This window comes from Pseudoflavonifractor sp. An44 (assembly GCF_002161675.1).
Lineage (GTDB): Bacteria > Bacillota > Clostridia > Oscillospirales > Oscillospiraceae > Enterenecus > Enterenecus faecium.
In genome coordinates, this window is record NZ_NFIH01000032.1 from 1 (window position 1) to 26006 (window position 26006).

A 26006-nucleotide genomic window follows, 5' to 3' on the forward strand; every position below is an offset into this window, starting at 1 on the left:
GTGGGAGATAGGGGGCGGGGTCGTCGTCGGGAATGGCCCCATTCATCCAGCTGTCCTGGGTGGTGGGATCATTGCTCTCCCCCCGGAGGTAGAACAGAGACACGCCAAAATAGGCGGCCATCTTCTTCTGCTGCTCCTGGGTGGGGGTCTGACGCCCCGTCTCGAACTTCTCCACAGCGGTTTTGGGCAGGCCCAGGGCCAGAGACAGCTCCGGGCGGCTCATGCCCTTTTGGGTGCGCAATTCTGTGATGCGCTGGGCCAAGGTAATCATAGAAAACGCTCCTTAAAATGCGTGTCCAATGTCGGTGCGGAAGTGCATGTCGGTGAAGGAGATGTGCTTGCCTGCCTCATAGGCGTTGGAAATGGCCTCTTCCAGGGTGGGGGCGGTGGTGGTGACGCCCAATACTCGGCCACCGTTGGTGACATACTGGCCGTCTTTCAGGGCGGTACCAGCGTGGAATACCACGGAGGTCTTACCGGCCTCCTCCAGCCCGGAGATGGGATATCCCTTTTTGTAGTCCAGAGGATAGCCACCGGAGGCCAGCACCAGCACGCACCCGGCCTCCTTCTTCCACTGGATGTCCAGCTGGTCCAGAGTGCCGTCCACACAGGCCTGGAGCACGTCCATCAAATCGGTGTCCAGCAGGGAGAGCACCACCTGGCACTCGGGGTCACCGAAGCGGGCGTTGTACTCCACCACCCGGGGACCCTTGGGGGTGAGCATGAGGCCGAAGTAGATGACCCCGTGGAAGGGGCGGCCCTCCGCCTGGAGGGCGTCAATGGTGGGCTGGAAGATCTCCTCCATGCACTGCTTGGCAATCTCAGGGGTGTACTGGGGCGGGGGAGAGATGGCGCCCATACCGCCGGTGTTGGGGCCCTGGTTGCCGTCAAAGGCTCGCTTGTGGTCCTGGCTGGCAGGCATGGGGACCACGTGCTTGCCGTCGGCAAAGGCCAGTACGGTGACCTCGGGGCCCACCATGCACTCCTCGATGACCACCGTGGAGCCGGACTCGCCGAACTTCTTGTCTGCCATCATCTCGGTGGCGGCCTGCTTGGCCTCCTCCACGGTGGAGGCTACCACCACGCCCTTGCCCAGGGCCAGGCCGTCGGCCTTCACCACGATGGGAGCGCCCTGCTCCTCGATGTAGGCCAGGGCCTTGTCCAGCTGGGTGAAGGTGGCATAGGCGGCGGTGGGGATGTGATATTTGGCCATCAGCTCCTTGGAGAAGGCCTTGCTGGCCTCAATGATGGCGGCGTTGGCCCGGGGGCCGAAGGCGGGAATGCCCGCCTCCTCCAGAGCGTCCACCATGCCCATGGCCAGGGGATCGTCGGGGGCCACCATGACGAAATCCATGTGGTGTTCCTTGGCCCAAGCCACCATGCCGGGCACGTCGGTGGCCTTGACATCCACGCAGGTGGCCACCTGGGCGATGCCGCCGTTGCCGGGGGCGCAGAACAGCTCGGTGACCTTGGGGGACTGGGCCAGCTTCCAGCAGATGGCGTGCTCCCGGCCGCCGCTGCCCACTACGAGTACTCTCATGGGTTGACCCTCCTCTTAGTGGTGGAACAGGCGCATGCCGGTGAAGGCCATGACGATTCCATACTTGTTGCAGGTTTCAATGACGTTGTCGTCCCGGATGGAGCCGCCGGGCTGGGCGATGTACTCCACGCCGGACTTGCGGGCCCGCTCCACGTTGTCGCCGAAGGGGAAGAAGGCGTCGGAGCCCACGGACACACCGTGCATCTGGGCAATCCAGGCCTTTTTCTCCTCCCGGGTCAGGGGCTCAGGCTTGACCTTGAAGGTCTCCTGCCACACGCCCTCGGCCAGCACATCCTCGTACTCGTCGGAGATGTACACGTCAATGGCGTTGTCCCGGTTGGGACGGCGGATGTTGTCTACAAACTGGAGGCCCAGGACCTTGGGGTGCTGACGCAGCATCCAGTTGTCCGCCTTGGAGCCAGCCAGACGGGTGCAGTGGATGCGGCTCTGCTGGCCGGCCCCCACGCCGATGGTCTGGCCGTTCTTGACGTAGCACACGGAGTTGGACTGGGTGTACTTCAGAGTCAGCAGGGCCAGCAGCAGGTCGTGGCGGGCGGCCTCAGGCAGCTCCTTGTTCTCGGTGACGATGTTGTCCAGCAGGCTCTCGTTGATCTCGAAGTTGTTGTAGCCCTGCTGGAAGGTGATGCCGTAGATGTGGCGGGTCTCAATGGGGGCGGGCTCGTAGTTTGGGTCAATCTGCACCACGTTGTAGTTGCCCTTCTTCTTGGTCTTGAGAATGGCCAGGGCCTCGTCGGTGTAGCCGGGGGCGATGATGCCGTCGGAGACCTCCATGGCCAGGAACCGGGCGGTGGCCTCGTCGCACACGTCGGACAGGGCGGCCCAGTCGCCGTAGGAGCACAGACGGTCCGCGCCGCGGGCCTTGATGTAGGCGCAGGCGATGGGGGAAGTGTCAAAACCGTCGGCGAAGTAGATCTGCTTCTCCACCTCGGTGAGGGGGGTGCCCAGAGCGGCACCGGCAGGGGAGACGTGCTTGAAGGAGGCGGCGGCGGGCAGGCCGGTGGCCTTCTTCAGGGCCTTCACCAGCTGCCAGGAGTTGAGGGCGTCCATGAAGTTGATGTAGCCGGGCTTGCCGTTGAGGACGGTGATGGGCAGCTCACCCTCGTCCATGTAGATGCGGGCGGGCTTTTGATTGGGGTTACAGCCGTATTTCAGTTCCAGTTCGCGCATGATTTAAACCTCCCAGTGTTTGTTGATGATGGAAGTCTCACAGTCCCCGGTCTCCAGGTCGATGTAGCGGACGAAGAGGGAGACCTTGTTCTCGTCGTTGAGGGACAGCCACAGGTCCCCAGCCAGAGTCTCGGCATCAGGGGCGGTGATGGCCACCAGACGGGGCTCACCCTCAAAGGAGGGCAGGGGGTCCAGGTTCTCCTGATAGGTGTGGATGAAGTGTCCGGTGCCGGGCAGGGGCGCGTCGTACTCGTAGAAGTAGCGCAGGTTGCAATCGGGGTTGCCGTAGGCGGACTTGAGAATGGACAGCTTGTAGCTTCCGTCCTTGAGGAGCAGACCGGAGATGCGAGGGGTGTAGTTGGGGGGATCGGGCTCGAAGCAGCGGGAGCGCAGGGACTCGGCAAAGGTCTTGCCAGCCAGCAGGCCCTGCTGGATGGTGTCGGTCTGGTCGCCGTTGGTGACAATGGTGTCCTCGCCCACCTGGCGCACGGGGTGATAGATGATCAGGGAGGGATCGGTCATCTTGCTCTCGTCATAGGCCCGGGTGCGGATGCCGTCGTCCGTCTCCTCGAAGATGCGGTTGCGGCTGTTTTCGCTGCGGCCCATGATGAAGTAGGCGATCACCGCATGCTTGTTGTCAGCGGTGCGGCCCAGCACGATGCCTCGGCCGGGGTAGGGGTTGCGGGACAGCTCCTGGCACAGATCCAAAGTTGTCATAGTGGTACCTCCTCAAAGTGTTGGTCAAAGAAAAAGGGCGCACCTATCCACAAAATAGGTGCGCCCAGACGGTCGGCATTTCTACGGCTATACTCCCTGTGGTCAACCCACTTCCGTCAGTCATATAGCCTATTAACTGTATCATGTCCTGAGCGCCTTTGTCAAGCTTGCGGGGGCAGAATGTGGACCACTCGGCCCTCTACATGGAGCCGATCTTGGCAGAACAGGGAGACGGCCTGGGGCAGGATGTGCCACTCGGCCTGCTCCATGATGCGGCGCTGCAAGGTCTCGGGGGTGTCCCCCTCCTCCACAGCCACGGCTTTTTGCAGCACGATGGGGCCGCCGTCGCACTCCTCGGAGACAAAGTGGACGGTGGCACCGGACACCTTCACCCCGTACTCCAGGGCCTTCTCGTGGACGTGGAGACCGTAGCAGCCCTCTCCGCAGAAGGAGGGGATGAGAGCGGGGTGGACGTTCAAGATGGCGTTGGGGTAGGCCTGCACCATCTCTTCGGTGAGAATGATCATAAAGCCTGCCAGCACCACCAGGTCAATGTCCAGCTCACGGAGCTTGGCCACCAGCGCCTGGGTCATGGCCTGGTTGGAGGGATACTCCTTGCGGGGGATGACATAGTGGGGAATCCCCGCCTTCTCCGCCCGTTCCAAGGCGTATACCCCGGCCTTGGAGGAGATGACGGCGGCAATGGTGCCGCCGCCCAGCTCACCCCGGGCCTGGGCATCAATGAGGGCTTGCAGGTTGGTGCCGCCGCCGGACACCAAAACGGCAATACGTGTTCCCATGGATTACACCAGCTCCACGCCAGCCTCGCCAGCCACCACACTGCCGATCTGGTAGGCGGTCTCGCCAGCTGCGGCCAGGGCATCCAGAGCGGCTTGAGCCTGGGCGGAGGGGACGGCCAGAATCATGCCGATGCCCATGTTGAAGGTGTTGTACATATCCCGGGCGGGGATGTTGCCCGCCTTCTGGATGAGGGAGAAGATGGGCAGGGTGGGGAAGGAATCCAGCTTGATCTGGGCGGTGAGGCCGTCCACCATCATGCGGGGCACATTCTCATAGAAGCCGCCGCCGGTGATGTGGCTGACAGCGTGGACATCCACGCCAGCGCTCAGCACGGCCTTCACGGCCTTGACATAGATGCGGGTGGGCTCCAGCAGGGCCTCGCCCAGGCTCTTGCCATTCAGCTCGTCCATGGGGGTCTTCAGGTCGGCGTGCTCCACGTCGAAGACCTTACGAACCAGAGAGAAGCCGTTGGAGTGTACGCCGGAGGAGGCCAGACCGATGAGTACGTCGCCCTCGGCCAGGGACTTGCCGTCGATGATCTTCTCTTCGTCCACCATGCCAACGGAGAACCCAGCCAGGTCATACTCGTCCACGGGGTAGAAGCCGGGCATCTCGGCGGTCTCACCGCCTACCAGGGCGCAGCCAGCCTGGCGGCAGCCCTCGGTGATGCCGGTGACGATGTCAGCGATGCGGGCGGGGTCGTTCTTGCCGCAGGCGATGTAGTCCAGGAAGAACAGGGGCATGGCGCCGCCGCAGATGATGTCGTTGACACACATGGCCACGCAGTCGATGCCCACGGTGTCGTGCTTGTCCATGAGGAACGCCAGCTTCAGCTTGGTGCCCACGCCGTCGGTGCCGGACACCAGCACGGGCTTCTTCATGCCATTCAGGTCGGGGGCAAACATGCCGCCAAAGCCGCCCAGGGTACCCATGACCCCGGGGATGTAGGTGGATTCCACCATGGGCTTGATGCGGCGCACCGCCTCATATCCGGCGGTGACGTCCACGCCGGCAGCGGCGTAGGAGGCAGAGTGAGAGTCAGAATGATTCATGAAAGTTACTCCTTTCCGTTCCAGCAGTAGGTGCACACCTTATCCCGGTCCAGACCGATGGACTCCAGCAGGCCGTCCAGGGACTGATAGCCCAGGGAGTCAAAGCCCATCTTTTCACAGATGGACTTGAGCATGCACTGGCCACGCTCGGTGTTGGCGTCGGCGTACTCCTCCAGATGCTTCTGACCCTCGTCGCCCTCCAGCTCCTGGATGGTGCGACGGGCCAGCAGGTCCATGTCGGAGTTGCCCCGGGAGAAGTTCAGATACTTGCAGCTGTACATGATGGGGGGGCAGGCGGAGCGCATGTGCACTTCCTTGGCCCCGGACTCGTAGAGGAAGTCCACGGTCTCCCGCAGCTGGGTGCCACGGACGATGGAGTCGTCCACGAAGAGAAGCTTCTTGTCCTGAATGAGCTCGGGCACAGGAATCTGCTTCATCTTGGCCACCTGGTTGCGCACTTCCTGGTTGGCGGGCATGAAGGAGCGGGGCCAGGTGGGGGTGTATTTCACGAAGGGACGGGCAAACTGCTTGCCGCTTTTGTTGGCGTAGCCGATGGCGTGGGGCACGCCAGAGTCGGGCACACCGGCCACGAAGTCCACGTCAGGCTGCACGCCTCGGGCCTCTTCGTCCCGGGCCATGATCTCGCCGTTGCGGTAGCGCATGACCTCCACATTGACCCCCTCGTAGTTGGAGTTGGGGTAGCCGTAGTAGGTCCACAGGAAGGCACAGATTTTCATCTCGTCGCCCGCGGGGACCAGGGTCTCAAAGCCGTCGGCAGTGACCCGGACAATTTCACGGGGGCCCAGCTCGTAGGCGTCCTCATAGCCCAGCTTGTGGTAGGCGAAGGACTCGAAGGATACGCAGTGGCCCTCGGGGCCCTTGCCGATGAGGACGGGCAGACGGCCCAGACGGTCCCGGGCGGCGATGATCTCGCCGTGCTCAGTGAGGATGAGAAGGGTCATGGACCCTTCAATGAGCTCCTGGGCGTTGCGGATACCGTCAATGAGGTTGGTTTTCTGGTTGATGAGGGCGGCGGTGAGCTCGGTGGAGTTGACCTTGCCGGAGCTCATGGCCATGAACTGGTGGCCGGGTTCAGAAAAATGCTCTGCCACCAGCTGGTCGGTGTTGGTGATGACGCCCACGGTGGTGATGGCGTACAGACCCAGGTGGGAGCGAACCAGCAGGGGCTGGGGGTCGGTGTCGCTGATGCAGCCGATGCCGCTGCAGCCGTGGAAGTCGTGGAGATCCTTCTCGAACTTGGTGCGGAAGGGGGTGTTTTCAATGGAGTGGATCTGACGCTGGAAGCCGTCGGCGGCGTCATGAATGATCATGCCGCCCCGACGAGTGCCCAGGTGAGAGTGGTAGTCCACGCCGAAAAAGATATCAAGAGTTACGTCCCGCTTAGAGACGGCGCCAAAAAAGCCTCCCATGCTGTTCCTCCTAGTAAATTACTTGCCCATGAGGCGGCGGCTCATCTCCTGATAAGCGCCCTCCACGTTGCCCAGGTCGCGACGGAAACGGTCCTTATCCAGCTTCTCGCCGGTCTTGGAGTCCCAGAAGCGGCAGGTGTCGGGGCTGATCTCGTCGGCCAGGACGATGGTGCCGTCGGAGGTCTTGCCGAACTCCAGCTTGAAGTCCACCAGGGTCACGCCGCACTCGGCCAGAGTCTTCTTCAAGAACTCATTGACGGCGAAGGCGTAGGTCTTGATCTGCTCGATCTCCTCCCAGGTGGCCAGCTTCAGAGCCACAGCGTGGTAGTCGTTGATGAGGGGGTCGTGGAGGTCGTCGTTCTTGTAGGAGAACTCGATGGTGGGCTGGTCGAACACAATGCCCTCTTCCACGCCGTAGCGCTTGGCGAAGGAACCGGCGGAGATGTTGCGGATGATGACCTCCAGGGGGACGATGGAAACCTTCTTCACGGCGGTCTCACGCTCGTTGAGCTCCTCCACCAGGTGGGTGGGGACGCCGGCCTTTTCCAGCTGGGACATGAGGAAGTTGCTCATCTGGTTGTTGATGGCGCCCTTGCCCAGGATGGTGCCCTTCTTGGCGCCGTCAAAGGCGGTGGCGTCGTCCTTGTAGGAGACGATCACGATGTCGGGGTTCTCGGTGGCGAACACCTTCTTGGCCTTTCCTTCATACAGCTGTTCCAGTTTATTCATGATAAATCGTCCTTTCTCTATCTCAAAGTGAATGAAATTACAGTTCAGCCAGTTCCTGCTGGAGCTTGTCTTCCTTGGCGGCGATCTGAGCGGCCATGATGTCCCGGTCAGCGTCCAGACGGGAGGCCAGCTCGTCGTCGGTGACAGCCAGGATCTGGGCGGCCAGCACAGCGGCGTTCTTGGCGCCGTTGAGGGCCACGGTGGCTACGGGGATGCCGCTGGGCATCTGGACCGTGGCCAGCAGAGCGTCCAGACCGTCCACAGCGCCGCCCTTGAGGGGGATTCCGATGACGGGGAGGGTGGAATTTCCGGCGAAAGCGCCGGCCAGGTGAGCGGCCATTCCGGCAGCGCAGATGATCACGCCAAAGCCGTTTTGACGGGCGGAGCGGGCAAACTCAGCGGCCTGGGCGGGCGTGCGGTGGGCGCTCATGATGTGGGCCTCGTAGGGAATGCCATAGTGGGCAAGCTGTTGACAGGCACCTTTCACCACGGGCCAATCCGAGTCAGAACCCATGATAACTGCAACTTTTTTACTCATTGTTCCATTCTCCTTTACAAAACGCATGCCAAAAATCAAACAGGCCAACCACGCACTTGTAGTCGGCCTGTTTGGATTATGGACGGAATTTGGACGCAGAGATGCCCTGAGACATGCCAGATGCAACAGAAAAATGCTCGGCCTTCACAGGGCAACACCTCTCTACAAAAAGTATCTTTATTCTATACACAAACGAGGGGGAAAATCAAGGTATAAAATTTTTTTCGTTAGCTTACACAATGGATTGCCTGCGGATTCTATAAGGGCTGGTTAGAATAACCCGGCCCGGTCCAGAATTTCCAGGGCGTCCTTGGCGCGGCTGGCCCAGGAGGCGTTGCGGGCATAGTTCTGTCTGCGAGGGGCAGCCAGGGAGGACTCCTCCTCCAGTGCCCGGCAGCAACGGCGCACAAATCCGGCGGAATCGTAGGCGGTGTACACCACATCGGGGAAGGGCTCCACCTGATCGGGGTCAATCATGGTGACAATGGGCTTTCCTGAGGCCAGATATTCATACATGCGAGGGGGGATGATATCGCTGCCTTTGGTGTCGGCGTGGAAGAGGTCAAAGAGCACGTCGCAGGCGAACAGGTAGTCGGGCAACTCCACCGGGTTGACAGGCCCGGCCAGGACGATGTTGGGATAGCGGCGCAGGCGGCTGCGCACCGTGGGGGTGACCCGGCCCATGAGCAGGAAGGTCCACTCCGGATGGGTGTGGGCGGCCCGGAGCATGGGCTCCAGCTCGATCCGGCCGTTGATATCTCCCACCCGGCCCAGAATGGGGGAGGGCAGCTGGGAGAGACAGAGGGGCACCGTGAGTCCGGGGCGGGTGAACATGCGGTCGTTGACCCCGTTGGGCAGCAGGTGCACGCTGTCGTTGCAGGGGGAGAGGCGCTGGACCAATCCAGGAGAGGCGGCAAACACCACGTCGGCGTGGCAGGTCAAATCGCTCTCTTCGTCCAGATAGTTCTCGTCCCACTCCCGGTAGCAGTCGTACACCAGGCCGCTGTATGCCAACTGGTCCAGATGAACGGTCTGTTCTGGACTGGTGCACCACAACACCGGCTCCCGAAAATGGTGGTGAATCAGGACCTTTTCCATAAAGTTGGCGCAGCGCTGCTCATCTCGCCGCTGCATGGAAGGGTGATTCCATCGGGCGAACATGGGAGCGGGAAGGGTATACACGGTAATATGGGGGCGCATCTTGCGGCCCTGCTTGGGGCTCGGCATCCCACGGGGGACGGGAGGCTCAAAAAAGAGAATTTGGATGTCGCTGAGTCGGGCCAGCAGCTGCTGGGTGCGGTTGGGGCGAGCCTGCCATGGGGTGTGGGACAGGCAGAGAATTTGCTTCATGACACTCACCTCAAAAGATCACATGGAAATCTTCTTGCAAGTCTGGACAAAATACAGTAGAATAGACCATATTTTGTCTTACAGGAACAATTATACAATAGGCTTGACCCTTGGGTCAAGGGAAGGAGTACCACTGTGCTGGAGTTGATACAACAATTGGACGAGGGGGCCCTGTGGTGGATTGCCCAACACCTGCGCATGGCCTGGTTGGACCCCCTGGTGATGTTCTACACCAATCTGGGCAATGGCGGCCTGTGCTTTATCGCCGTGGCCCTGCTGCTGTTGGCCTTTCGACAGACCAGAAAGGCAGGAGCTACCGCATTGACCGCCTTGGCGTTTGGGGCGGTGGTGACCAACCTGACCATCAAGCCGCTGATCACCCGGCCACGGCCCTGGGTGGTCATGGAGGACTTTATGTGCCTGGTCACCAGTTCTGACCCCAATTCCTTTCCGTCTGGACACACCACGGCGGCCTTTGCCTTTGGCGTGGCGCTGTTTCTCACCGTGAAGCCCAAATGGGCAAAGGCCGCAGCCCTGGTGGCTGCGGCCCTGATGGGGTTGTCCCGTCTGTATGTGGGGGTGCATTTCCCCACCGATGTGTTGACGGGTGCGGTGATTGGAACCTGCTGTGGTATCCTGGCCAGCTGGGTGGTCCGGCGGGTCAGTGAGCGGTTTTCTCGTCGGTGAGATAGGAGATCACCCACTGGGCCAGCAACAGGCCTGCGCTGGCGGGCACCCACATGGAGCTGGCAGGAATGGAACGGCGGCCAGGCGGAGGCGTCTCCGTCCCGTCGTGGGCACGAGAGGGAAGCTCGGGGGAGAACACCACAGGGTGGTGGAGAATCCCCCGGGCTTTCAATTCTTTTCGCACCACCCGGGCCAGGGGACAGCCCTCAGTCTTGGACAGGTCTGCAATGCGCAGCTGCTGAGCGTCCAGCTTGTTGCCAGTGCCCATGGCGGAGATGATGGGGATATTCCGGGCATGGGCGGTCTCGATGAGGTCCAGCTTGCAGGACACCAGGTCAATGGCATCCACGATACAGTCATAGGAGTGCTGGAAAAATTCCTCTCGGGTCTGGGCCTCATATCGGGCGGCCATGGGGTGGAGCTGGCAGGTGGGAGAGATATCAGCTAAGCGGAGGGCAGCAGCCTCCGCTTTTTTCATCCCTACGGTGGAGTGGAGGGCGAAGGCCTGGCGGTTGATGTTGCTCACGGACAGATCGTCCAGATCAATGAGGGTCAGTTCACCCACCCCGGACCGGCACAGGGCTTCGGCACACCAGCTGCCCACGCCGCCCAGGCCGAACACAGCCACGTGGCTGTGCTGTAGCCGCTCCATGGCGGCATCTCCCAACAGCATACGGGTTCGAATGAATTGGTCTTCCATGTCAGTTTGCCTCCTTTCTCAAAAATGCCAGCATTTTTGAGAGAAAATGCAGCCCGCTGCGTGCATAATTGGGTCAAAGAACGACCCAATTCCACACTGGCGGGCTGAGAAGTGTTTTTTCCGATGCGCATGTCCTCGGAAAAAACGGATTTGAATTTATTTTCCCGCCTGTAGTCGGGAAAACTCTGCCGAGGGCTTTTGTCTATGCAATACAATCAGAACTTTTTGCTAGACGTTCGCTTGATTGACAGTCTAAAATTTCCCCGGCGTATTAGGATACGCCGGGGAAATTTGAAAATCAAGTGGAATTAGTAGCCAAAGTACTTGGCACCGTCAGCCAGAGCGGTGGCGTAGGTGTCGCTGCCCAGCAGCTCGTCAGACCAGTCGGTCATAGCGTCGGTGGTGAGAGCGGAACGGACGGTCTGCTTCCAAGACTCCTCTTCCCACTCCTGGAAGTAGGTGATGTGGTAGCCGAAGTAGGCGGAGGTGGAATCGGGGTTGTCCTGGTGCTGGACCATGGTCACGTCACCCGTGGCACGCTCTTCCTCAAACAGCCAGCTGTTCCGATCGTCGTTGAGGGTGCCGGACTTCACGCCGGTGGTAACACCGCCGTTGGAAGCAGTGGAGCTTGCGGAGTACTCCTCAGCCAGCTTGCCGAAGGCCTCAGCGGTCTTGTCGCTCTCTTCCCACTTGGCCATGACCTCTTCAGCCTTGGCCTTGGCGGCGTCCCAGGCCTCCTGGGTGGGAGCCTCAGTGTTGCCATCCTCGTCGGTGGTGGTCTCAGCCTTGATGAGGATGTCACGGATGGTGGCGGGAGTGGTCTTGTCCTGGTAGCGGTCGTGGAAGATCACCACGTAGTAGCCGGCGTCGGTGTTCTCCACCACGGCGCCCTGGTCCTTCTCCAGCTCCAGCAGCTTGTCCTTGTAGATGCTGGACAGGGAGGAGGCGCCCACCACAGTGGTGTGGTCAGCGGAGTTGCTGGGAGAGGTCTCGGAGATGAGCTTGGCCACATCGGTGCCCTCCTGGTAAGCGGCCAGAGCCTCGTCAGCCTTGGTCTTGGCGGCGGCCATGGCCTCCTCCTTCAGCTTGGAGATCTCGTCGTTGCTCAGGGTGTTGCCCTCGTCATCGGTCTCCTCCACCTCGTCAGCCTTGAAGTAGAGGTAGGAGTACTTGAAGGTATCGGCGTCGTCCTTGTGCTCGTTGTAGTAATCCTCCAGATCGGTCTCGCTGAAGGACTCCTTGGTGTCGGTGTAGACGTCGTTGTAGTACTTGGTGGCCAGCAGAGAGCGGGCTTCCAGGTCCTCATAGACGCTGGGGGTGATGTACTGACCATACATGGACTGGATGTAAGCCTTGTAGGAGACAGCAGAGGTCTTGGCAGCGCTCTTGGTGGAGTCGATGCGCTCGTCCAGGTCCTCCTGAATGTCGGACTTGGAGTAACCGGCCGCCACAGCGGCGTCATACAGAGCCTTGTCGTTCTGAGCCTGGCTCAGGGCGGACTCCAGGAAGAAGTCGCGGTAGGTCTTGCCCTCTTCCTCATCATACATCTGCTCGTTGTCGGGGGTGTTGGGGTCCACGGCGCCGTAGTAGTAGGCGTACATGTAACGGATGTTATAATAATAGTAACCCAGCTCGGAGACGCTCACCTTGGTGTCACCAATGGTGGCGGCAGTGGCACGGCGCTGGAAGAAGCCGGAGTTCCAAGTAATCAGGGCAGCTACCAGGATGGCCACCACAACACCGATGGCGGTGTAGGTGCGCACCTTACGCTTGTAGGCAGCTTGTTCGGAATAGGCTTTGGAGTTCTTGTCGGAAGGGGCAACGGTTTGGCGTTGCTTCTTCTCTCTGGATGCACTCATGGTATCAATCCTCTCAGTATTCAGTGGTATCCCCGGTGGGAAGAACGGCACACCACGTCTGAGAGATGTGCCGAACGGGCATATTATACCACGTGGGGCTGGCGTATGCAAGAAAAAATCGGAAATTGTCACAAGGAAAAAGGCGATGCAGATTCGCTCTGCATCGCCTGAGTCATCAAAGGACCCCGCCATAGCCGTGCCACCCAATTAAAAACCTGCACGCAAATGCAGGTGGGTTGTCTCCATCTGGTTTCCTCACTTCCAACGTCCAAACACTCCGAAGAGGTCCGGGAGGCCTGCGATCCGCCAGATGAGGGGACATCCCGTTTAAAAGATGTGGGTTTTAAAAAGGTAGTCACGAGACAAGGCAGGGATTCATTACAAAAGGTTACTGGGCGTCCTCGTCGTCCTCGTTGAACAGCTGAGTCATAAACTGCTCGTAGACTTGGTCCAGCTCCTCCTGATCGTCAATGTCAGCCAGGATCTGCTCCCCGTTCTCCTCAGCCACGCGCAGGAGAATCAGGCCGAAGTCCTCGTCATCCTCGTCCATGTCAGCAGGGACAAAGGCCATGTAGGTGTTGTCCCGATACTCCAGTGTGCCCAGATGTTCCAATTCAAATTCGTTGCCGTCCTCATCGGTGACGGTGACGAAATCAGGTCCGTATTCTTCGCTCATGCCTATAAGTCCTCCTTAGGGCGTTTTCGGGCGAATGTCTTTCGCTGGCTTTATTGTAACTGCAACGGGGCGAAAATGCAAGGGGGAGAATTGAGAAAAGAAAATCGAAGCTTCCGGGGCGCTCCGGGGGCAGGGTGGACAAAGCAGGGTGTGTGTGCTATAATATCATGAGTCAATTCGGTGTATAAGCAAAAAATTCCAGAAGAATGTGCTGAAAAATATCGTATTTTGACGGAAATAAGTTATAGAAGAATGAAAAAGGAAGACGAGTTGGGCGCATTGCGCCCCAATACATCGGAGGTACCCATTATGTCAGAGATGAATCGAAATCGACCCTCTTCGGAACGTGGACCCAGGCGTCGGCACGACACATCCCAGACCCGTGGAGCAAGTCCGGAGAGAAGCGGGGAGGGGAGTCCCCACCAGCCCCGTAAGAAGGCACCCACCAAGCGGTCAGAAATTGCCCTGCGTGTGGGAAAGGTGCTGGGGACCCTGCTGCTCATCGGCATCGTCACCAGTGCGTTCATGGCCTGTTATGCTGCGGTGTATATCACCAATGTCATCATTCCCGAGGCCAAGCTAGACCTGTCCGCCTACACCATCAACGAGAACTCTGTCATCAAGTACGAGGATGACAACGGTCAACTGGTGGAACTGCAAACCTTGGTGGGCGCAGAAAACCGCCAATGGGTGGACTATGATGAAATTCCCCAGGACCTTGTCAATGCAGTGGTAGCTGTGGAGGATAAGCGGTTCTGGGAGCACAACGGTGTGGACTGGTACCGTACCGCCGGCGCCTTTGTGAACATGTTCATCGGCATGAGAAACACCTTTGGCGGTTCCACCTTGACCCAGCAGCTGGTGAAGAACATCACCGATTACGATGACGTCACCGTCAAGCGTAAGATTCTGGAGATCTTCACCGCTCTGGAGTTGGAGAAGAACTACACCAAGGAAGATATCATCACCTACTATCTCAATGAGATCTTCCTGGGTCAGGGATGCTACGGCGTACAGTCTGCCTCTCAGATGTACTTTGGCAAGGACGTGTCCGAGCTGTCTCTGGCCGAGTGCGCCAGCCTGGCTGGTATCACCAACAACCCCTCTCTGTATAGCCCCTACTCCACCTTGGAGGTTACCCGCTATAAGTGCACCAACTGCGGTGAGTACTCTCTGACCAAGGATGATGTGTGTTCCGAGTGCGGAGCGAAGAACAGCTTTGACGAGGGCACCGTGTGGACGGCCCGGGACTACAACAAGGCACGTCAGGAGCTGATTTTGGACCAGATGGCCAAAGATGATGTGCTGGGGGACAAGGCCATCAGCGCAGAGACCCGGGACCAGGCCAAGGCCGAAGAGCTGGTGTTCCGTTCCGACTGGGACGAGGAGAAGAAAGAGGAGTACAACAACGCCAACACCAGCACCAAGACCATCTACTCCTGGTACGTGGAGGCGGTGATTGACGAGGTCACCGAGGACCTGATGGAACAGACTGGCCTATCCTATGAGGTCGTCACCAAGATGGTGTACAGCGGCGGTCTGGAGATCGTTGTGCCCTATGACCCGGAGGTTCAGGCGGCTGTGGACGAGGTATACAACGACAAGAGCAACCTCAATTATATCTCCAGCTCGGGCCAGGAGATGAAGTCCGGCATCACCGTGGTGGACAACACCACGGGCTACGTGGTGGCCATTGGCGGCGACGTGGGCGAAAAGACCATCAACCGGGGCTGGAGCTACGCTACGGATACGGTGCGTCAGCCCGGTTCGTCCATCAAGCCTTTGGCTGTGTACGCCCCGGCCATCAATGAGCACCTTATCACCCCCAATACCGTCACCGACGATGTGCCCCGTTGGATGGGCTCCTATTGGCTGAAGAACTATCCGCTCAAGTATCGAGGCCTGACCACGGTGCTGGAGGGTGTCACCCAGTCCATCAACACCGTCTCCGCCAACGTGCTGGAGAAGCTGGGCTTCCAGACCTCCTACGAATATATGACGGAGAAGTTCAAGATCTCCACGATGGTGGATGAAATGGTGCTGGAGAACGGCGAGGTGAAGACGGACCTGGGATACAGCCAGCTGGCTGTGGGTGGTCTGACCAAGGGTATCTCCACCTTTGAGATGGCCGCTGCCTATGCCACCTTCCCCCGGGACGGTGCTTTTACTGAGGCCACCACGTACCTGACGGTGAAGGACCACGATGGGAAAGTGCTCATCGACAACAAGCCCTCCACCGAGTATATCTTGGATCAGCGCACTACCTATTATATGAACCAGCTGCTCACCAACGTAGTCAGCAGTGGTACCGGTACCGCTGCCCGCATTTCCGGCCAGCTGGTGGCCGGTAAGACGGGTACCACCGATGCCGCCAACGACCAGTGGTTCGCGGGCTACACCAAGCACTACACCGCTGCGGTGTGGATCGGCTATCCCAACAGCGAGAGCATCGGCGACATGTGGCCCAGCCCGTCCACCATTCTGTGGCAGAAGGTCATGAGCCGTGTCCATGAGGACCTGCCCAGAGAGGAATTCACCCAGCCCTCTGGCGTGGTGACGGTGAGCATCTGCAAGGACTGCGGAAAGCTGGCCACCGACAACTGCTCCATGGATGTCCGGGGCAGCCGGGTTCAGAACATGACCCTGCTCAGCAGCGATGTGCCCAGCCAGTACTGTTCCTGCCATGTGGCCGTGGACATCTGCACCGAGGGCTCTGCCTCTGGGGGCTATCATCTGGCTGGACCCTACTGTCCTTCCAGCTCTGTCCGGACCGTGACCTTTGTGGACTACTCCCGGAACAATGAGTCCGGAGCCACAATCCTGGATGCTGGTGCCTTACTGTCCACGGTGCAAGGCAACGGCCAGTGCACGGTGCACAACAGCGGCACACCCACTGACCCCGAGCCCTCCACCTCGCAAGAGCCCACGGACCCGTCGGCCTCGCAGAAGCCCGGAGACGAGGGAAATGAGGACCCCAAGCCCAGCGCGTCGCAGGAGCCGGAATCCTGATATTGCTCAGTAGAAAAGACTCCCCGGATGGTCCGGGGAGTCTTTTTTCAGCGTGTCGAAAAGTTCGACACGCTTCTCGAAAATGCCAGCATTTTCTCGAAAGGATGCAGCCCGCTGCATGCATAATTGGGTCAAAGGGCGACCCAATTCCACACTGGCGGGCTGAGAAGTGTTTTTTCCGATGCGCATGTCCCCGGAAAAAACGGATTTTGATTGATTTTCCCGCCCCCACGGGCGGGAAAACTCTGCCGAGGGCCTTTTATATATGCAAGATCAGCTATTCTTCTTACATCGGCATGAGGCTTTTGGCAGTCTGTTTGTGCATGTTTTCTCATTACGTGCAAAAACATGTAAACATATGGAATAATTTTGTGCAAAATGTTAGGAAAAGAAAATTGCCATCTGTCCATCTGCGTGATACAATAGACCACAATGGAAAGACATTAGCGATGTGCTTAGCAAAAGGAGGATCCATGTATGTCGCAGAGACCCAGGTATTTCATTGTGGAGGCATCCGCATTGCCGGAGATCTATTTGAAGGTGGCGGAGGCCAAGCGGTTGCTGGAGACCGGCGAGGCACAGACGGTGAATGCCGCCACCCAGCGGGTGGGCATCAGCCGCAGTGCGTTTTACAAATATAAGGATGCAGTACGTCCGTTTCGGGATATGCTCCACGGTCGGATTGTCACCATCCAGATCCTGCTGCGCAATCGGCCGGGAGCACTTTCCGGCGTGCTGAATATGTTTGCAGATTGGGGGGGCAATGTCCTCACCATCAATCAGGCCATCCCGGGCGGCGAGTCTGCGGCGGTGACTTTGGGTCTGGAGACTTCGGGGTTGAGCATGGAGCTGGAAGATCTGCTGGCCACCTTGCGGGATTTGCCGGAAGTGCTGCGTTGTGAAGTGCTGGCCGGATAAGACAAGTGAACGAGGTGAACAACATGGTAAAAGTAGCGATCTTGGGCTACGGCACCGTGGGGTCCGGAGTGGCTCAGGTGCTGTGTCAAAATAAAGATGCCATCGCCCGCAGTGTAGGGGACGAGGTACAGGTCAAGTACATCTTGGACGTGCGGGACTTTGACCAGTCGCCCTATGGCGGTACCTTTGTGAAGGACTTTTCGGTGATCGAGGAGGACCCGGAGGTGTCCGTGGTGGTGGAGACCATCGGCGGAGCCACGGTGGCTTTGAACTTCACCCAGCGGGCTCTGAGCGCAGGCAAGCACGTGGTGACCTCCAACAAGGAGCTGGTGGCCTGTCACGGGCTGGAGCTCACCCGACTGGCTCAGGAGAAGGGCGTGTGCTACCTCTTTGAGGCCAGCGTGGGCGGTGGCATTCCCATCATTCGCCCCTTGACCATGTGTCTGGCGGCCAACCAGATGGAGGAGGTCTGCGGTATCCTCAACGGTACCACCAACTATATCCTCACCCGGATGATCGGGGCGGGGCTCTCCTTTGAGGCGGCCTTGAAGGAGGCCCAGGAGAATGGATATGCCGAGCGGGACCCGTCGGCGGATATCCTGGGCTATGACGCCTGCCGGAAAATCTGCATTTTGGCGGATCTGTCTTTCGGCAAGAATGTGGACCCCCAGCTGGTGCCCACCGAGGGCATCACTGGTATCACCCTGGCGGATGTGGACTATGCCGACGGTGCAGGCAAGAAGATCAAGCTGCTGGGCCGGGCGCTACGCCAGCCGGACGGACGGGTGTGTGCCTATGTGGCGCCCCATCTGGTGGATGGCAGCCACCCCCTGGCAGGCGTAGAGGATGTGTTCAATGCGGTGCTGGTGAAAGGAGACGCTGTGGGCGAGGTCATGTTCTACGGCCCCGGCGCTGGCAAGCTGCCCACCGCCTCCGCTGTGGTGGCGGATGTGATGGACATTGCCCGCTCTAAGGGGGCCCGTCCCCCCATCACCTGGGAGCAGGGCGATGACCAGACGCTGTGCGGCACCGACGAGCTGGCCAGCCGCTTTTACGTGCGGGTTCAGGCAGGGGCGGACGCTCTTCGCACCCACGTGGGCGAGATCAAGCTGCTAGCTCGCAGCGGGGCAGCAGCCGGTGAGACCGCCGGTATCACCGAGCAGGCTATGACGGAGCAGCAGCTTCGCTTCAAGCTGGAGGGGATGGAGGTACTCTCCCTCATCCGCGTGCTCAACTGACCCGCCAGATCGGCATAGTATAGGGCAGAATACAGCCCGAAAGGATTGAATGTGCAATGGCATTAATCGTACAAAAATTTGGAGGTTCCTCGGTGGCAAATGCGGAGCGTGTGCGCAATGTGGCCCGCATCATCACCGACGCATACAAAAAGGGAAACAATGTGGTGGTGGTGCTCTCCGCCCAGGGAGACACCACGGACGATCTCATTGAGAAAGCCCTGGAGCTCAATCCCGACCCCTCTCGCCGAGAGATGGATATGCTCCTGTCCACCGGCGAGCAGATTTCCTGCGCCTTGTGCGCCATGGCCATCGAGCAGATGGGCTGCCCCGTGGTGTCCCTCACCGGTTGGCAGGCAGGATTCCACACCAATTCTGGCTATACCAACGCCCGCATCAAGCGGGTGAAGCCCGACCGCATTCTGGAGGAGCTGGACAAGCGGCGCATTGTCATCGTTACCGGCTTCCAGGGCCTGAACAAGCACGGGGATATCACCACCCTGGGCCGGGGCGGCTCGGACACCTCTGCGGTGGCTCTGGCAGCCGTGCTCCACGCCGACCTGTGCCAGATCTACACCGACGTGGACGGCGTATACACCGCCGACCCCCGTCTGGTGCCCAACGCCCGGAAGCTGGAAGAAATTACTTATGAAGAGATGCTGGAGCTGGCGTCCCTGGGCGCTCAGGTCCTGCACAATCGCTCGGTGGAAATGGCCAAACGCTATGACGTCAGGCTGGAGGTGCTCTCCAGTTTCACCGATGCACCCGGTACAAAAGTCAAGGAGGTAGTCAAGCGCATGGAAAAGTCTCATATCAGCGGTGTGGCCAAGGATAAGAACATTGCTCGTCTGGCTCTGGTGGGCCTGGAGGACACCCCGGGTATCGCCTTTAAAATCTTCTCTCTGCTGGCCCGGAACAACGTCAACGTGGACATCATTCTCCAGTCCATTGGCCGCAGCGAGACCAAGGATATCAGCTTCACCGTGGCCAAGAGCGACATGGAGCTGGCTCAGAAGCTGCTGGAGGAGAATCGGGATGTAATCGCCTTCGACCACATCGACGTCTCGGACAACATCGCCAAGGTGTCCATCGTGGGCGCTGGCATGATCAACAACCCCGGCGTGGCTGCCACCATGTTCGAGGCTCTGTTCAATGCGGGCATCAACATCAATATGATTTCCACCAGTGAGATCAAGGTCTCTGTGCTGGTGGACAGCTGCGATGCCGACCGGGCGGTGCAGGTGGTGCACGATCGGTTCTACGACGAATTCAACGGCGCACGGTAATTTGTAGACAAAAAGGGGTGGCCCGGTGGGGCCACCCCTTTTGCGTGGAATAGAAAAAACGGGGGAAACAGTTGCAACAAGGGGGGAATAATGATACAATCAATACGTATTGTCTTGCGAATCCATGGATTGGGCAGGACGCGAAGCAGACCTTTTATGCGAGGTGCGAGGATTGTATTTAAAAGCGCTGGAGATTCAGGGGTTTAAGTCCTTTCCGGAGAAGACGGTGTTGACCTTTGGCGCCGATATCACCGTGATTGTGGGCCCCAACGGATCGGGAAAATCCAATATTGCCGACGCCATACGGTGGGTGATGGGGGAGCAGTCCACCCGTACCCTCCGGGGCAACAAGATGGAGGATGTCATCTTTGACGGCACCGCCAAGCGCAAGAGCCTGGGGTTTGCAGAGGTGACGCTGGTGCTGGACAACAGCCAGCACCTGCTGGACCTGGAGGAGCAGGAGGTGGCGGTGACCCGGCGGTACTACCGCTCCGGAGAGAGTGAGTACTACATCAACCGCCGTTCCTGCCGCCTGCGGGATATCAATGAGCTGTTTATGGATACCGGTCTGGGCCGGGAGGGCTATTCCATCATCGGACAGGGCAAGATCGACGAAATTCTGTCGGTGAAGAGCTCGGACCGGCGTGAGGTCTTTGAAGAGGCGGCGGGCATCTCCAAGTACCGCCACCGCAAAGAGGAGGCGGAGCGGAAGCTCCAACGCACCGAGGAAAACCTGGTGCGCATCAACGACAAAATCGGCGAGCTGGAACTCCAGGTGGAACCCCTGCGGGTGCAGGCGGAGAAGACCAAGAAGTATCTGGTGATGCGGGACGAGCTGCGGGGGCTGGAGATTTCCCTGTGGCTGGAGCAGCTGGAGCAGCTGCGCTCCAGCAGCATCCAGCTGAAAACCGCCCTGGACACCGCCACCGCTCACCGGGAGGCCTTGCGGCAGGAGCTGGAGGGACTCTACCAGCAGGCGGAAGGATATGCCCAGCAGATGCAGCAGCATGAGGTACAGGCCGAGGAGATTCGGCGGGCCCAGAGCGACCTGGAGCAGCAGGTGCACCAAGGACAGAGCCAGCTGGAGCTGCTGCGCCGGGACCAGAAGAACAACACGGACAACATCCAGCGCATCCAAGACGAGCTGGAGCAGCAGGCGGGCCGGGCCGGTTCTCTGGCTCAGCAGGTGCAGCAGCGCCGGGAACGCTTGGAGCAAGTGGAGCGGGCCATGGAGGACTGCCAGGCCCAGCTGGAGCAGCTGGAGGAGAAAAGCCGCCACCTCATGGACTCGGTGGGCGGTCTGGACCAGGAGCTGGCCCAGCTGCGGGAACAGGAGCGGCTGGAACAGGCATCCGCCGGAGAGGCCAAGGCCCTGTTGTCCGCCCTGTCTGCGGCGGGTCAGGAGCTGATGGACCGGGAGGAGAGCGTGGCCCGGGAGCTTTTGGAGCAGGAGGCCCAGAAGCGGGACATGGAGGAGGAGCACGGACGCCTCCAAGGCCAGATGGACAAGCTGGTAGAGGAGCGGGACGGGGTGTCCAACACCATGGCAGGCTATCAGATGCGGCTGCAAACTCGGCAGCGGAAGGTCCAGCAGGCCATGGAGACCCACCGCCGCCTGGAGATGGACCACAACAACCTCCAGTCCCGCATCCACATGCTCTCCGAAATGGAGAAATTCTACGAAGGATATTCCAAATCCGTCAAGCTGCTCATGGGCGAGGCCAAACGAGGCGGCTTGTCGGGAATTCGCGGCCCGGTGGCGGGGCTCATCCATGTGCCCGACGCCTATGCAGTGGCCATTGAAATTGCCCTGGGCGGTGCCATGCAGCACGTGGTGGTGGAGCGGGACCAGGACGCCAAGCAGGCCATCGGCTGGCTCAAACGCCGGGACGGTGGCCGGGCTACCTTCCTGCCCATGAACACCATGCGACCGGGTTCCCTCCGGGAGACGGGGCTGGAGTCCCAGCCAGGGTATGTGGGCATGGCCAATGAACTCATCGAATACCATGAGGATTATCAGAATGTGATGTCCAATCTGCTGGGGCGCATCGTCATTGCTCAGGATTTGGACCAGGCCATGGCCATGGCCCGGCGGTATGGACACCGCTTCCGTATTGTCACCCTGGACGGCCAGGTCCTCAACGCCGGCGGCTCTATGACCGGCGGTTCTGCCTCCCGGTCTGCGGGCATTCTCTCCCGGGCCAACGAGCTGCAACGGCTGCGGGGCCAGATGACCGCCTTGGAGCAGGAGATGGCGGGTTCCAAAGAGCAGCTGGCCCAGGTCCAGCGGGAGCAGGCAGCGGCGCAGTATGAGCTGGACAACGCGGCCTCTCAGCTGCGGCAGGCGGAGGACGCCGTGCTCACCCACTCCCAGCAGCTGGAGCACCACCAGCAGCAGCTCCAGCAGGTGGAGCTGCGGTGCGCCACCCTGCGCCAGGAGCGGGAGACCTTGCAGCAGCGTGGAGAGGAAAACGCCCAGGCGGCCCAGCGGGCCAAGGAGCGTATCACCCAACTGGAGGGCTCTGCGGCGGCCATCCAGGCTCAGTCTCAGGATAAGACCCAGGGACAGAGCACCTTACAGCAACAGCTGGAGGAATGCAGCGGAGAAATGGCCGCTGTGCGGGCCAAGCTGGCCGGGCTCCAGGGCGAGCAGAACGCCATGCAGGTGAACCTGTCCCAGCTGGAGCAGTTGCAGCAGGACTTGTCTGGGGACACTGCGGGCCGTCAGGCCATGGTGGAGCAGCTCCGGGCCCAGAACCAACAGATTGCCCAGCAGATGGTGGAGCAGGACACCCAGGTGCAGGCGCTGCTGCGCCAGCGGGAGACCTGGAGCGGACAGCTCACCGGAGTCAACCAGAAGAAGCTGGAGCTGGAGGGAAAGCGCAACCAGGCGGACAAGCAGGCCCGAGAGAAGAACAACGACCTATTGTCCATGGAGCGGGAAGTGTCCGTGCTGGAGCAGAAGTCCATGGCGGCGGCCATGGAGGAAGGCCAGATTTTGGACAAGCTGTGGGAGAACTACCAGCTCTCCCACGAGGCGGCCCGCAGTCAGCGGGTGGAGCTGGAGTCTGCTGCCAAGGCCACACGGCGCATTGGAGAGCTGAAACGGGGTATTTCCGCCCTGGGCAGCATCAACCCCGATGCGGTGGAGGAGTACCAGCGGGTCTTTGAGCGGTACAGCTACTTTACCGACCAGCGGGATGACGTGTCCGGGTCCAAGCGGGAACTGGAGGGCATCATCCGCCAGATTACCCGGGAAATGACCGACATCTTCCAGGAGAAGTTCCAGGAGATTCAGCGGGCTTTCCAGGAGACGTTCTTAGAGCTGTTTCGAGGTGGCAAGGCCACCTTGGAGCTGGAGGACCCGGAGGATGTGCTGGGCTGCGGCATTGAGATCAAGGCCCAGCCCCCCGGCAAGGCGCTGAAGATCATCAGCTTGCTCTCCGGCGGTGAAAAGGCCTTTGTGGCTATTGCCCTGTACTTTGCCATTTTGAAGGTGAGGCCCACTCCCTTCTGCGTCATGGACGAGATCGAGGCGGCCTTGGACGACGCCAACGTGGTGCGCTACGCCCAGTATCTGCGGCGGATGAGCGACCGGACCCAGTTTATCGCCATCACCCATCGACGTGGCACCATGGAGGAGGCAGACGTCCTCTACGGCGTGACCATGCAGGAGCAGGGTGTCAGCCGCATTCTCACCATTAATCTCAACGAGATGGCACAGGAAATCATTCCAGAAACAACATAAGAGGTGACCAAACATGGGTTTTTTTGATAAAATCAGAAAGATCGGAATTTTCAACGGCTTTTCCAAACTGGATGACGACTTCTACGACGAGCTGGAGGAGTCTCTGGTCATGGCGGATATGGGGGCGGAGACCACCATGGAGGCCGTGGAGGAGCTTAAGCAGCGGTGCAAGCGCAATAAGATCAAGGACACCGATGGGGCCAAGGCCTGCATGAAGGAAATTCTGGCCGAAATCCTCACGGTGGGCGACCCCCGGGTGGATATGAGCCGCACCCCCGCTGTGGTGCTGTTCATCGGCGTCAACGGCGTGGGCAAGACCACCTCCATCGGAAAGCTGGCTGCCCGCTGGAAGGGTGAGGGCAAGCGGGTGCTGCTGTGCGCCGGAGATACCTTCCGGGCTGCCGCCGCCGATCAGCTCACCATCTGGTCGGAGCGGGCCGGGGTGGACATCATCAAGCAGCACGAGGGGGCAGACCCCGCCGCCGTGGTGTATGATGCCATGAGCGCTGCCAAGGCCCGGAAGACCGACGTGGTGCTGGTGGATACCGCCGGACGCCTGCACAACAAGCAGAACCTGATGAACGAGCTGAATAAGATTTCCCGGGTCATTGACCGGGAGTGCCCCGATGCCAGCCGGGAGACCCTGCTGGTGCTGGATGCCACCACCGGACAAAATGGCCTCATCCAGGCCAAACAGTTTGGGGAGAGCGCAGGCATTACCGGCATTGTCCTCACCAAGCTGGACGGTACCGCCAAGGGCGGCATCGTCATCGCCATTGCTAAGGAGCTGGGGGTGCCGGTGAAGTACGTGGGCGTCGGCGAGCAGGTGGGAGACCTGCAGCCCTTTGATGCCAAGGCGTTTGTGGAGGCGCTGCTGTAATGACTTGGTTGATGGTAAGCCTGTTGGTGGCGGTGTACGGCGTGTGGTATGCCGTCAATCCCCGCCCCTATTTGCAGCGCCGCATGAAGCGGAAGGACGTGCCGGAGCAGTCGGTGCGCACCGCCCGCATGGTGGGAATTGTCCTGGCTGTGCTGGGTATTGTCGTGGCCGTGATTCAGGCCGTGAACCTAGGCTTTGTGGGCTAAATGTAAGGAGGAGAAAGATATGACTCGTTTGGATGGAAGAGCGGTGGACCAGCTCAGAGACATTCACATTGAAACCAATTTTGTCAAATTTCCCGAGGGCAGCGTCCTCATCACCTGTGGCAATACCAAGGTGCTGTGCTGCGCCAGCGTGGAGATGACTGCTCCCCGGCACGTGGCTGAGGGCACCGGCTGGGTGACAGCGGAGTACTCCATGCTGCCCCGGGCCAACCGGGAGCGGTCCCGGCGGGACGTGTCCAAGCTGAAGCTGTCCCCCCGCTCGGCGGAGATTCAGCGGCTCATTGGCCGCTCCCTCCGGGCGGCAGTGGATTTGACCATGCTGCCCGACATGACCATCACTGTGGACTGCGACGTGTTGCAGGGGGACGGCGGCACCCGTACCGCCAGCGTCACCGGCGGCTTTTTGGCCCTGGCCATGGCGTGCAACAAGCTGGTGTCCGACGGAGTGCTGCCCGCCTCTCCCGTAAAACACTATGTGGCCGCCATCTCTGCGGGCATCGTGGACAACGTGCCCATGCTGGACCTGTGCTATGAGGAGGACTCCTCGGCCATGGTGGACCTGAACTGTGTGATGAACGAGCAGGGCGAGCTGGTGGAGCTACAGGGTACCGGAGAGGGCCGGGCGTTCACCATTGCCGAGCAGCAGCAGATGGTGGCTCTGTGTCAGAAGGGCATTGAGGAGCTCATTGCACGTCAGAAAGAGATTTTGGAGGGTTGAGGCATGAAATTGGTATTGGCCAGCCAAAATGAGAAAAAACTCAAAGAGATGAACGACATTCTCTCTCAGCTGGGCATTGAGGTGTGCCTCCAGTCCCAGCTGGGGGTCCACGTGGATGTGGAGGAGACCGGGGAGACCTTTGAGGACAACTCCCTGCTCAAGGCAAAAGCGGTGATGGAGGCCACAGGAATGCCCGCCATCGCCGATGACTCGGGCCTGTGTGTGGACGCTCTGGGGGGAGCCCCTGGCGTGTACTCTGCCCGGTATGGCGGGCCCGGCCTGGACGATGCGGGTCGGTACCGCCTGCTGCTGGAGAATATGCGGGGCCAGACGCCCCGTACCGCCAAATTCGTCTCGGTCATCACCTGCTGCTTCCCCAATGGGGACGTGATCACCGCCCGGGGGGAGTGCCCCGGCACCATCGCCTATGCGCCTCAGGGCGAGGGCGGGTTCGGGTATGACCCCGTGTTCTTCCTGTCCCAGCGGAAAAAGACCTTTGCCCAGCTGACGGCAGAGGAGAAAAATGAGATCTCCCACCGGGGCCGTGCACTGGCCCTGTTCCAGGAGAAGCTGAAAGAATATCTAAACAAATAAAGGAGCTCAAGGTTGAAACATTGTAGTCTAAGTACCATTCCGAAAAAGGGCGCACAAACCCAAGCCCCCTAAAAGCGGGCAAAAATCGAATTTATGTTTAAAATCTAAACAGTAGGTGGAGCGGCCA

The 26006-nt window shown here is 59.9% G+C and carries 23 protein-coding genes, 1 other RNA gene and 1 riboswitch; of the genes, 10 read left to right on the plus strand and 14 right to left on the minus strand.

Features of this window, described 5'->3' with window-relative positions; translation table 11 throughout:
* The 10 genes from B5F98_RS11460 to B5F98_RS11505 all read right to left on the minus strand — a co-directional run.
* The coding region (locus tag B5F98_RS11460) for a helix-turn-helix transcriptional regulator (RefSeq protein ID WP_143482797.1) at window positions 1–271 on the minus strand (271 nt) is incomplete at its 3' end.
* Between the two features lie 12 nt (window positions 272–283).
* Window positions 284–1540 (minus strand): phosphoribosylamine--glycine ligase, encoded by a 1257-nt coding sequence (purD, locus tag B5F98_RS11465; RefSeq protein WP_087372802.1) that lies wholly within the window; start codon window positions 1538–1540, stop codon window positions 284–286.
* Window positions 1541–1555: 15 nt separating this feature from the next.
* A complete protein-coding gene (locus B5F98_RS11470; RefSeq protein WP_087372805.1) occupies window positions 1556–2728 on the minus strand; it encodes a phosphoribosylaminoimidazolecarboxamide formyltransferase in 1173 nt (390 codons plus the stop codon).
* A 3-nt stretch (window positions 2729–2731) separates the two neighbouring features.
* Window positions 2732–3445, minus strand: a complete 714-nt coding sequence (locus B5F98_RS11475) for an IMP cyclohydrolase (RefSeq protein ID WP_087229657.1) — start codon at window positions 3443–3445, stop codon at window positions 2732–2734.
* Between the two features lie 55 nt (window positions 3446–3500).
* A riboswitch (ZMP/ZTP riboswitch) is annotated at window positions 3501–3579 on the minus strand.
* Between the two features lie 27 nt (window positions 3580–3606).
* Window positions 3607–4245, minus strand: coding sequence for a phosphoribosylglycinamide formyltransferase (gene purN, locus B5F98_RS11480; protein WP_087229661.1), 639 nt, complete (start codon window positions 4243–4245; stop codon window positions 3607–3609).
* A gap of 3 nt (window positions 4246–4248) precedes the next feature.
* Entirely contained in the window at window positions 4249–5298 is a 1050-nt protein-coding gene (gene purM / locus B5F98_RS11485) for a phosphoribosylformylglycinamidine cyclo-ligase (RefSeq protein ID WP_087372807.1), read from the minus strand.
* Between the two features lie 5 nt (window positions 5299–5303).
* Window positions 5304–6728, minus strand: a complete 1425-nt coding sequence (locus tag B5F98_RS11490) for an amidophosphoribosyltransferase (protein WP_087229667.1) — start codon at window positions 6726–6728, stop codon at window positions 5304–5306.
* A gap of 18 nt (window positions 6729–6746) precedes the next feature.
* Complete coding sequence (gene purC / locus B5F98_RS11495) at window positions 6747–7457, minus strand: phosphoribosylaminoimidazolesuccinocarboxamide synthase (RefSeq protein ID WP_087229670.1); 711 nt, start codon at window positions 7455–7457, stop codon at window positions 6747–6749.
* A gap of 37 nt (window positions 7458–7494) precedes the next feature.
* Entirely contained in the window at window positions 7495–7995 is a 501-nt protein-coding gene (gene purE / locus B5F98_RS11500; protein ID WP_087229673.1) for a 5-(carboxyamino)imidazole ribonucleotide mutase, read from the minus strand.
* A gap of 270 nt (window positions 7996–8265) precedes the next feature.
* Window positions 8266–9345, minus strand: a complete 1080-nt coding sequence (locus tag B5F98_RS11505) for a hypothetical protein (RefSeq protein ID WP_087372810.1) — start codon at window positions 9343–9345, stop codon at window positions 8266–8268.
* Between the two features lie 135 nt (window positions 9346–9480).
* On the opposite strand from B5F98_RS11505, the gene B5F98_RS11510 reads away from it, so the two are divergent.
* Entirely contained in the window at window positions 9481–10032 is a 552-nt protein-coding gene (locus B5F98_RS11510; RefSeq protein ID WP_242961669.1) for a phosphatase PAP2 family protein, read from the plus strand.
* Here the strand turns inward: B5F98_RS11510 and B5F98_RS11515 are convergent.
* The 4 genes from B5F98_RS11515 to B5F98_RS11530 form a co-directional block, all read right to left on the minus strand.
* Complete coding sequence (locus B5F98_RS11515; RefSeq protein WP_087372813.1) at window positions 10007–10732, minus strand: tRNA threonylcarbamoyladenosine dehydratase; 726 nt, start codon at window positions 10730–10732, stop codon at window positions 10007–10009. The two genes, B5F98_RS11510 and B5F98_RS11515, sit on opposite strands and share 26 nt — an antisense overlap.
* A 308-nt stretch (window positions 10733–11040) precedes the next feature.
* A complete protein-coding gene (locus tag B5F98_RS11520) occupies window positions 11041–12591 on the minus strand; it encodes a peptidylprolyl isomerase (RefSeq protein ID WP_158099850.1) in 1551 nt (516 codons plus the stop codon).
* Between the two features lie 178 nt (window positions 12592–12769).
* Window positions 12770–12968: non-coding RNA, 6S RNA (gene ssrS, locus B5F98_RS11525), on the minus strand.
* Between the two features lie 11 nt (window positions 12969–12979).
* Window positions 12980–13267 carry a DUF1292 domain-containing protein gene (locus B5F98_RS11530; RefSeq protein WP_087372818.1) on the minus strand — a complete coding sequence of 96 codons (288 nt, stop codon included), beginning with the start codon at window positions 13265–13267 and terminating at the stop codon, window positions 12980–12982.
* A gap of 318 nt (window positions 13268–13585) precedes the next feature.
* On the opposite strand from B5F98_RS11530, the gene B5F98_RS11535 reads away from it, so the two are divergent.
* The 9 genes from B5F98_RS11535 (at window position 13586) to B5F98_RS11575 (ending at window position 25879) form a co-directional block, all read left to right on the plus strand.
* Window positions 13586–16276: a transglycosylase domain-containing protein gene (locus B5F98_RS11535; RefSeq protein WP_158099851.1), complete on the plus strand. Its 2691-nt coding sequence runs from the start codon at window positions 13586–13588 to the stop codon at window positions 16274–16276.
* A gap of 477 nt (window positions 16277–16753) precedes the next feature.
* Window positions 16754–17194, plus strand: coding sequence for an ACT domain-containing protein (locus tag B5F98_RS11540; protein ID WP_087229691.1), 441 nt, complete (start codon window positions 16754–16756; stop codon window positions 17192–17194).
* 23 nt (window positions 17195–17217) lie between these two features.
* Window positions 17218–18432: a homoserine dehydrogenase gene (locus B5F98_RS11545; RefSeq protein ID WP_087372846.1), complete on the plus strand. Its 1215-nt coding sequence runs from the start codon at window positions 17218–17220 to the stop codon at window positions 18430–18432.
* Window positions 18433–18488: 56 nt separating this feature from the next.
* Window positions 18489–19715: an aspartate kinase gene (locus B5F98_RS11550; RefSeq protein ID WP_087372825.1), complete on the plus strand. Its 1227-nt coding sequence runs from the start codon at window positions 18489–18491 to the stop codon at window positions 19713–19715.
* Between the two features lie 163 nt (window positions 19716–19878).
* On the plus strand, window positions 19879–23463 hold the full coding sequence (gene smc / locus B5F98_RS11555; RefSeq protein WP_087372829.1) for a chromosome segregation protein SMC: 3585 nt from the start codon (window positions 19879–19881) through the stop codon (window positions 23461–23463).
* Between the two features lie 13 nt (window positions 23464–23476).
* Window positions 23477–24343: a signal recognition particle-docking protein FtsY gene (gene ftsY / locus B5F98_RS11560; RefSeq protein WP_087229700.1), complete on the plus strand. Its 867-nt coding sequence runs from the start codon at window positions 23477–23479 to the stop codon at window positions 24341–24343.
* Entirely contained in the window at window positions 24343–24549 is a 207-nt protein-coding gene (locus tag B5F98_RS11565; RefSeq protein ID WP_087372832.1) for a hypothetical protein, read from the plus strand. Before ftsY ends, B5F98_RS11565 begins: the two co-directional genes overlap by 1 nt.
* Before the next feature lie 19 nt (window positions 24550–24568).
* Window positions 24569–25285, plus strand: a complete 717-nt coding sequence (rph, locus tag B5F98_RS11570) for a ribonuclease PH (RefSeq protein ID WP_087372835.1) — start codon at window positions 24569–24571, stop codon at window positions 25283–25285.
* 3 nt (window positions 25286–25288) lie between these two features.
* Window positions 25289–25879 (plus strand): XTP/dITP diphosphatase, encoded by a 591-nt coding sequence (locus B5F98_RS11575; RefSeq protein WP_087372839.1) that lies wholly within the window; start codon window positions 25289–25291, stop codon window positions 25877–25879.
* Window positions 25880–26006 lie beyond the last annotated feature (127 nt).

What these genes read in the sequence shown, in the direction of transcription:
- B5F98_RS11505 (WP_087372810.1), bottom strand. Translation starts at nt 9,345, where the DNA reads ATGAAGCAAATTCTCTGCCTGTCCCACACCCCATGGCAGGCTCGCCCC.
- purC (WP_087229670.1), bottom strand. Translation starts at nt 7,457, where the DNA reads ATGAATAAACTGGAACAGCTGTATGAAGGAAAGGCCAAGAAGGTGTTC.
- purE (WP_087229673.1), bottom strand. Translation starts at nt 7,995, where the DNA reads ATGAGTAAAAAAGTTGCAGTTATCATGGGTTCTGACTCGGATTGGCCC.
- B5F98_RS11515 (WP_087372813.1), bottom strand. Translation starts at nt 10,732, where the DNA reads ATGGAAGACCAATTCATTCGAACCCGTATGCTGTTGGGAGATGCCGCC.
- B5F98_RS11490 (WP_087229667.1), bottom strand. Translation starts at nt 6,728, where the DNA reads ATGGGAGGCTTTTTTGGCGCCGTCTCTAAGCGGGACGTAACTCTTGAT.
- rph (WP_087372835.1), top strand. Translation starts at nt 24,569, where the DNA reads ATGACTCGTTTGGATGGAAGAGCGGTGGACCAGCTCAGAGACATTCAC.
- purM (WP_087372807.1), bottom strand. Translation starts at nt 5,298, where the DNA reads ATGAATCATTCTGACTCTCACTCTGCCTCCTACGCCGCTGCCGGCGTG.
- ftsY (WP_087229700.1), top strand. Translation starts at nt 23,477, where the DNA reads ATGGGTTTTTTTGATAAAATCAGAAAGATCGGAATTTTCAACGGCTTT.
- B5F98_RS11475 (WP_087229657.1), bottom strand. Translation starts at nt 3,445, where the DNA reads ATGACAACTTTGGATCTGTGCCAGGAGCTGTCCCGCAACCCCTACCCC.
- B5F98_RS11540 (WP_087229691.1), top strand. Translation starts at nt 16,754, where the DNA reads ATGTCGCAGAGACCCAGGTATTTCATTGTGGAGGCATCCGCATTGCCG.
- B5F98_RS11565 (WP_087372832.1), top strand. Translation starts at nt 24,343, where the DNA reads ATGACTTGGTTGATGGTAAGCCTGTTGGTGGCGGTGTACGGCGTGTGG.
- purD (WP_087372802.1), bottom strand. Translation starts at nt 1,540, where the DNA reads ATGAGAGTACTCGTAGTGGGCAGCGGCGGCCGGGAGCACGCCATCTGC.
- B5F98_RS11470 (WP_087372805.1), bottom strand. Translation starts at nt 2,728, where the DNA reads ATGCGCGAACTGGAACTGAAATACGGCTGTAACCCCAATCAAAAGCCC.
- B5F98_RS11550 (WP_087372825.1), top strand. Translation starts at nt 18,489, where the DNA reads ATGGCATTAATCGTACAAAAATTTGGAGGTTCCTCGGTGGCAAATGCG.
- purN (WP_087229661.1), bottom strand. Translation starts at nt 4,245, where the DNA reads ATGGGAACACGTATTGCCGTTTTGGTGTCCGGCGGCGGCACCAACCTG.
- B5F98_RS11520 (WP_158099850.1), bottom strand. Translation starts at nt 12,591, where the DNA reads ATGAGTGCATCCAGAGAGAAGAAGCAACGCCAAACCGTTGCCCCTTCC.
- B5F98_RS11545 (WP_087372846.1), top strand. Translation starts at nt 17,218, where the DNA reads ATGGTAAAAGTAGCGATCTTGGGCTACGGCACCGTGGGGTCCGGAGTG.
- B5F98_RS11575 (WP_087372839.1), top strand. Translation starts at nt 25,289, where the DNA reads ATGAAATTGGTATTGGCCAGCCAAAATGAGAAAAAACTCAAAGAGATG.
- B5F98_RS11535 (WP_158099851.1), top strand. Translation starts at nt 13,586, where the DNA reads ATGAATCGAAATCGACCCTCTTCGGAACGTGGACCCAGGCGTCGGCAC.
- B5F98_RS11530 (WP_087372818.1), bottom strand. Translation starts at nt 13,267, where the DNA reads ATGAGCGAAGAATACGGACCTGATTTCGTCACCGTCACCGATGAGGAC.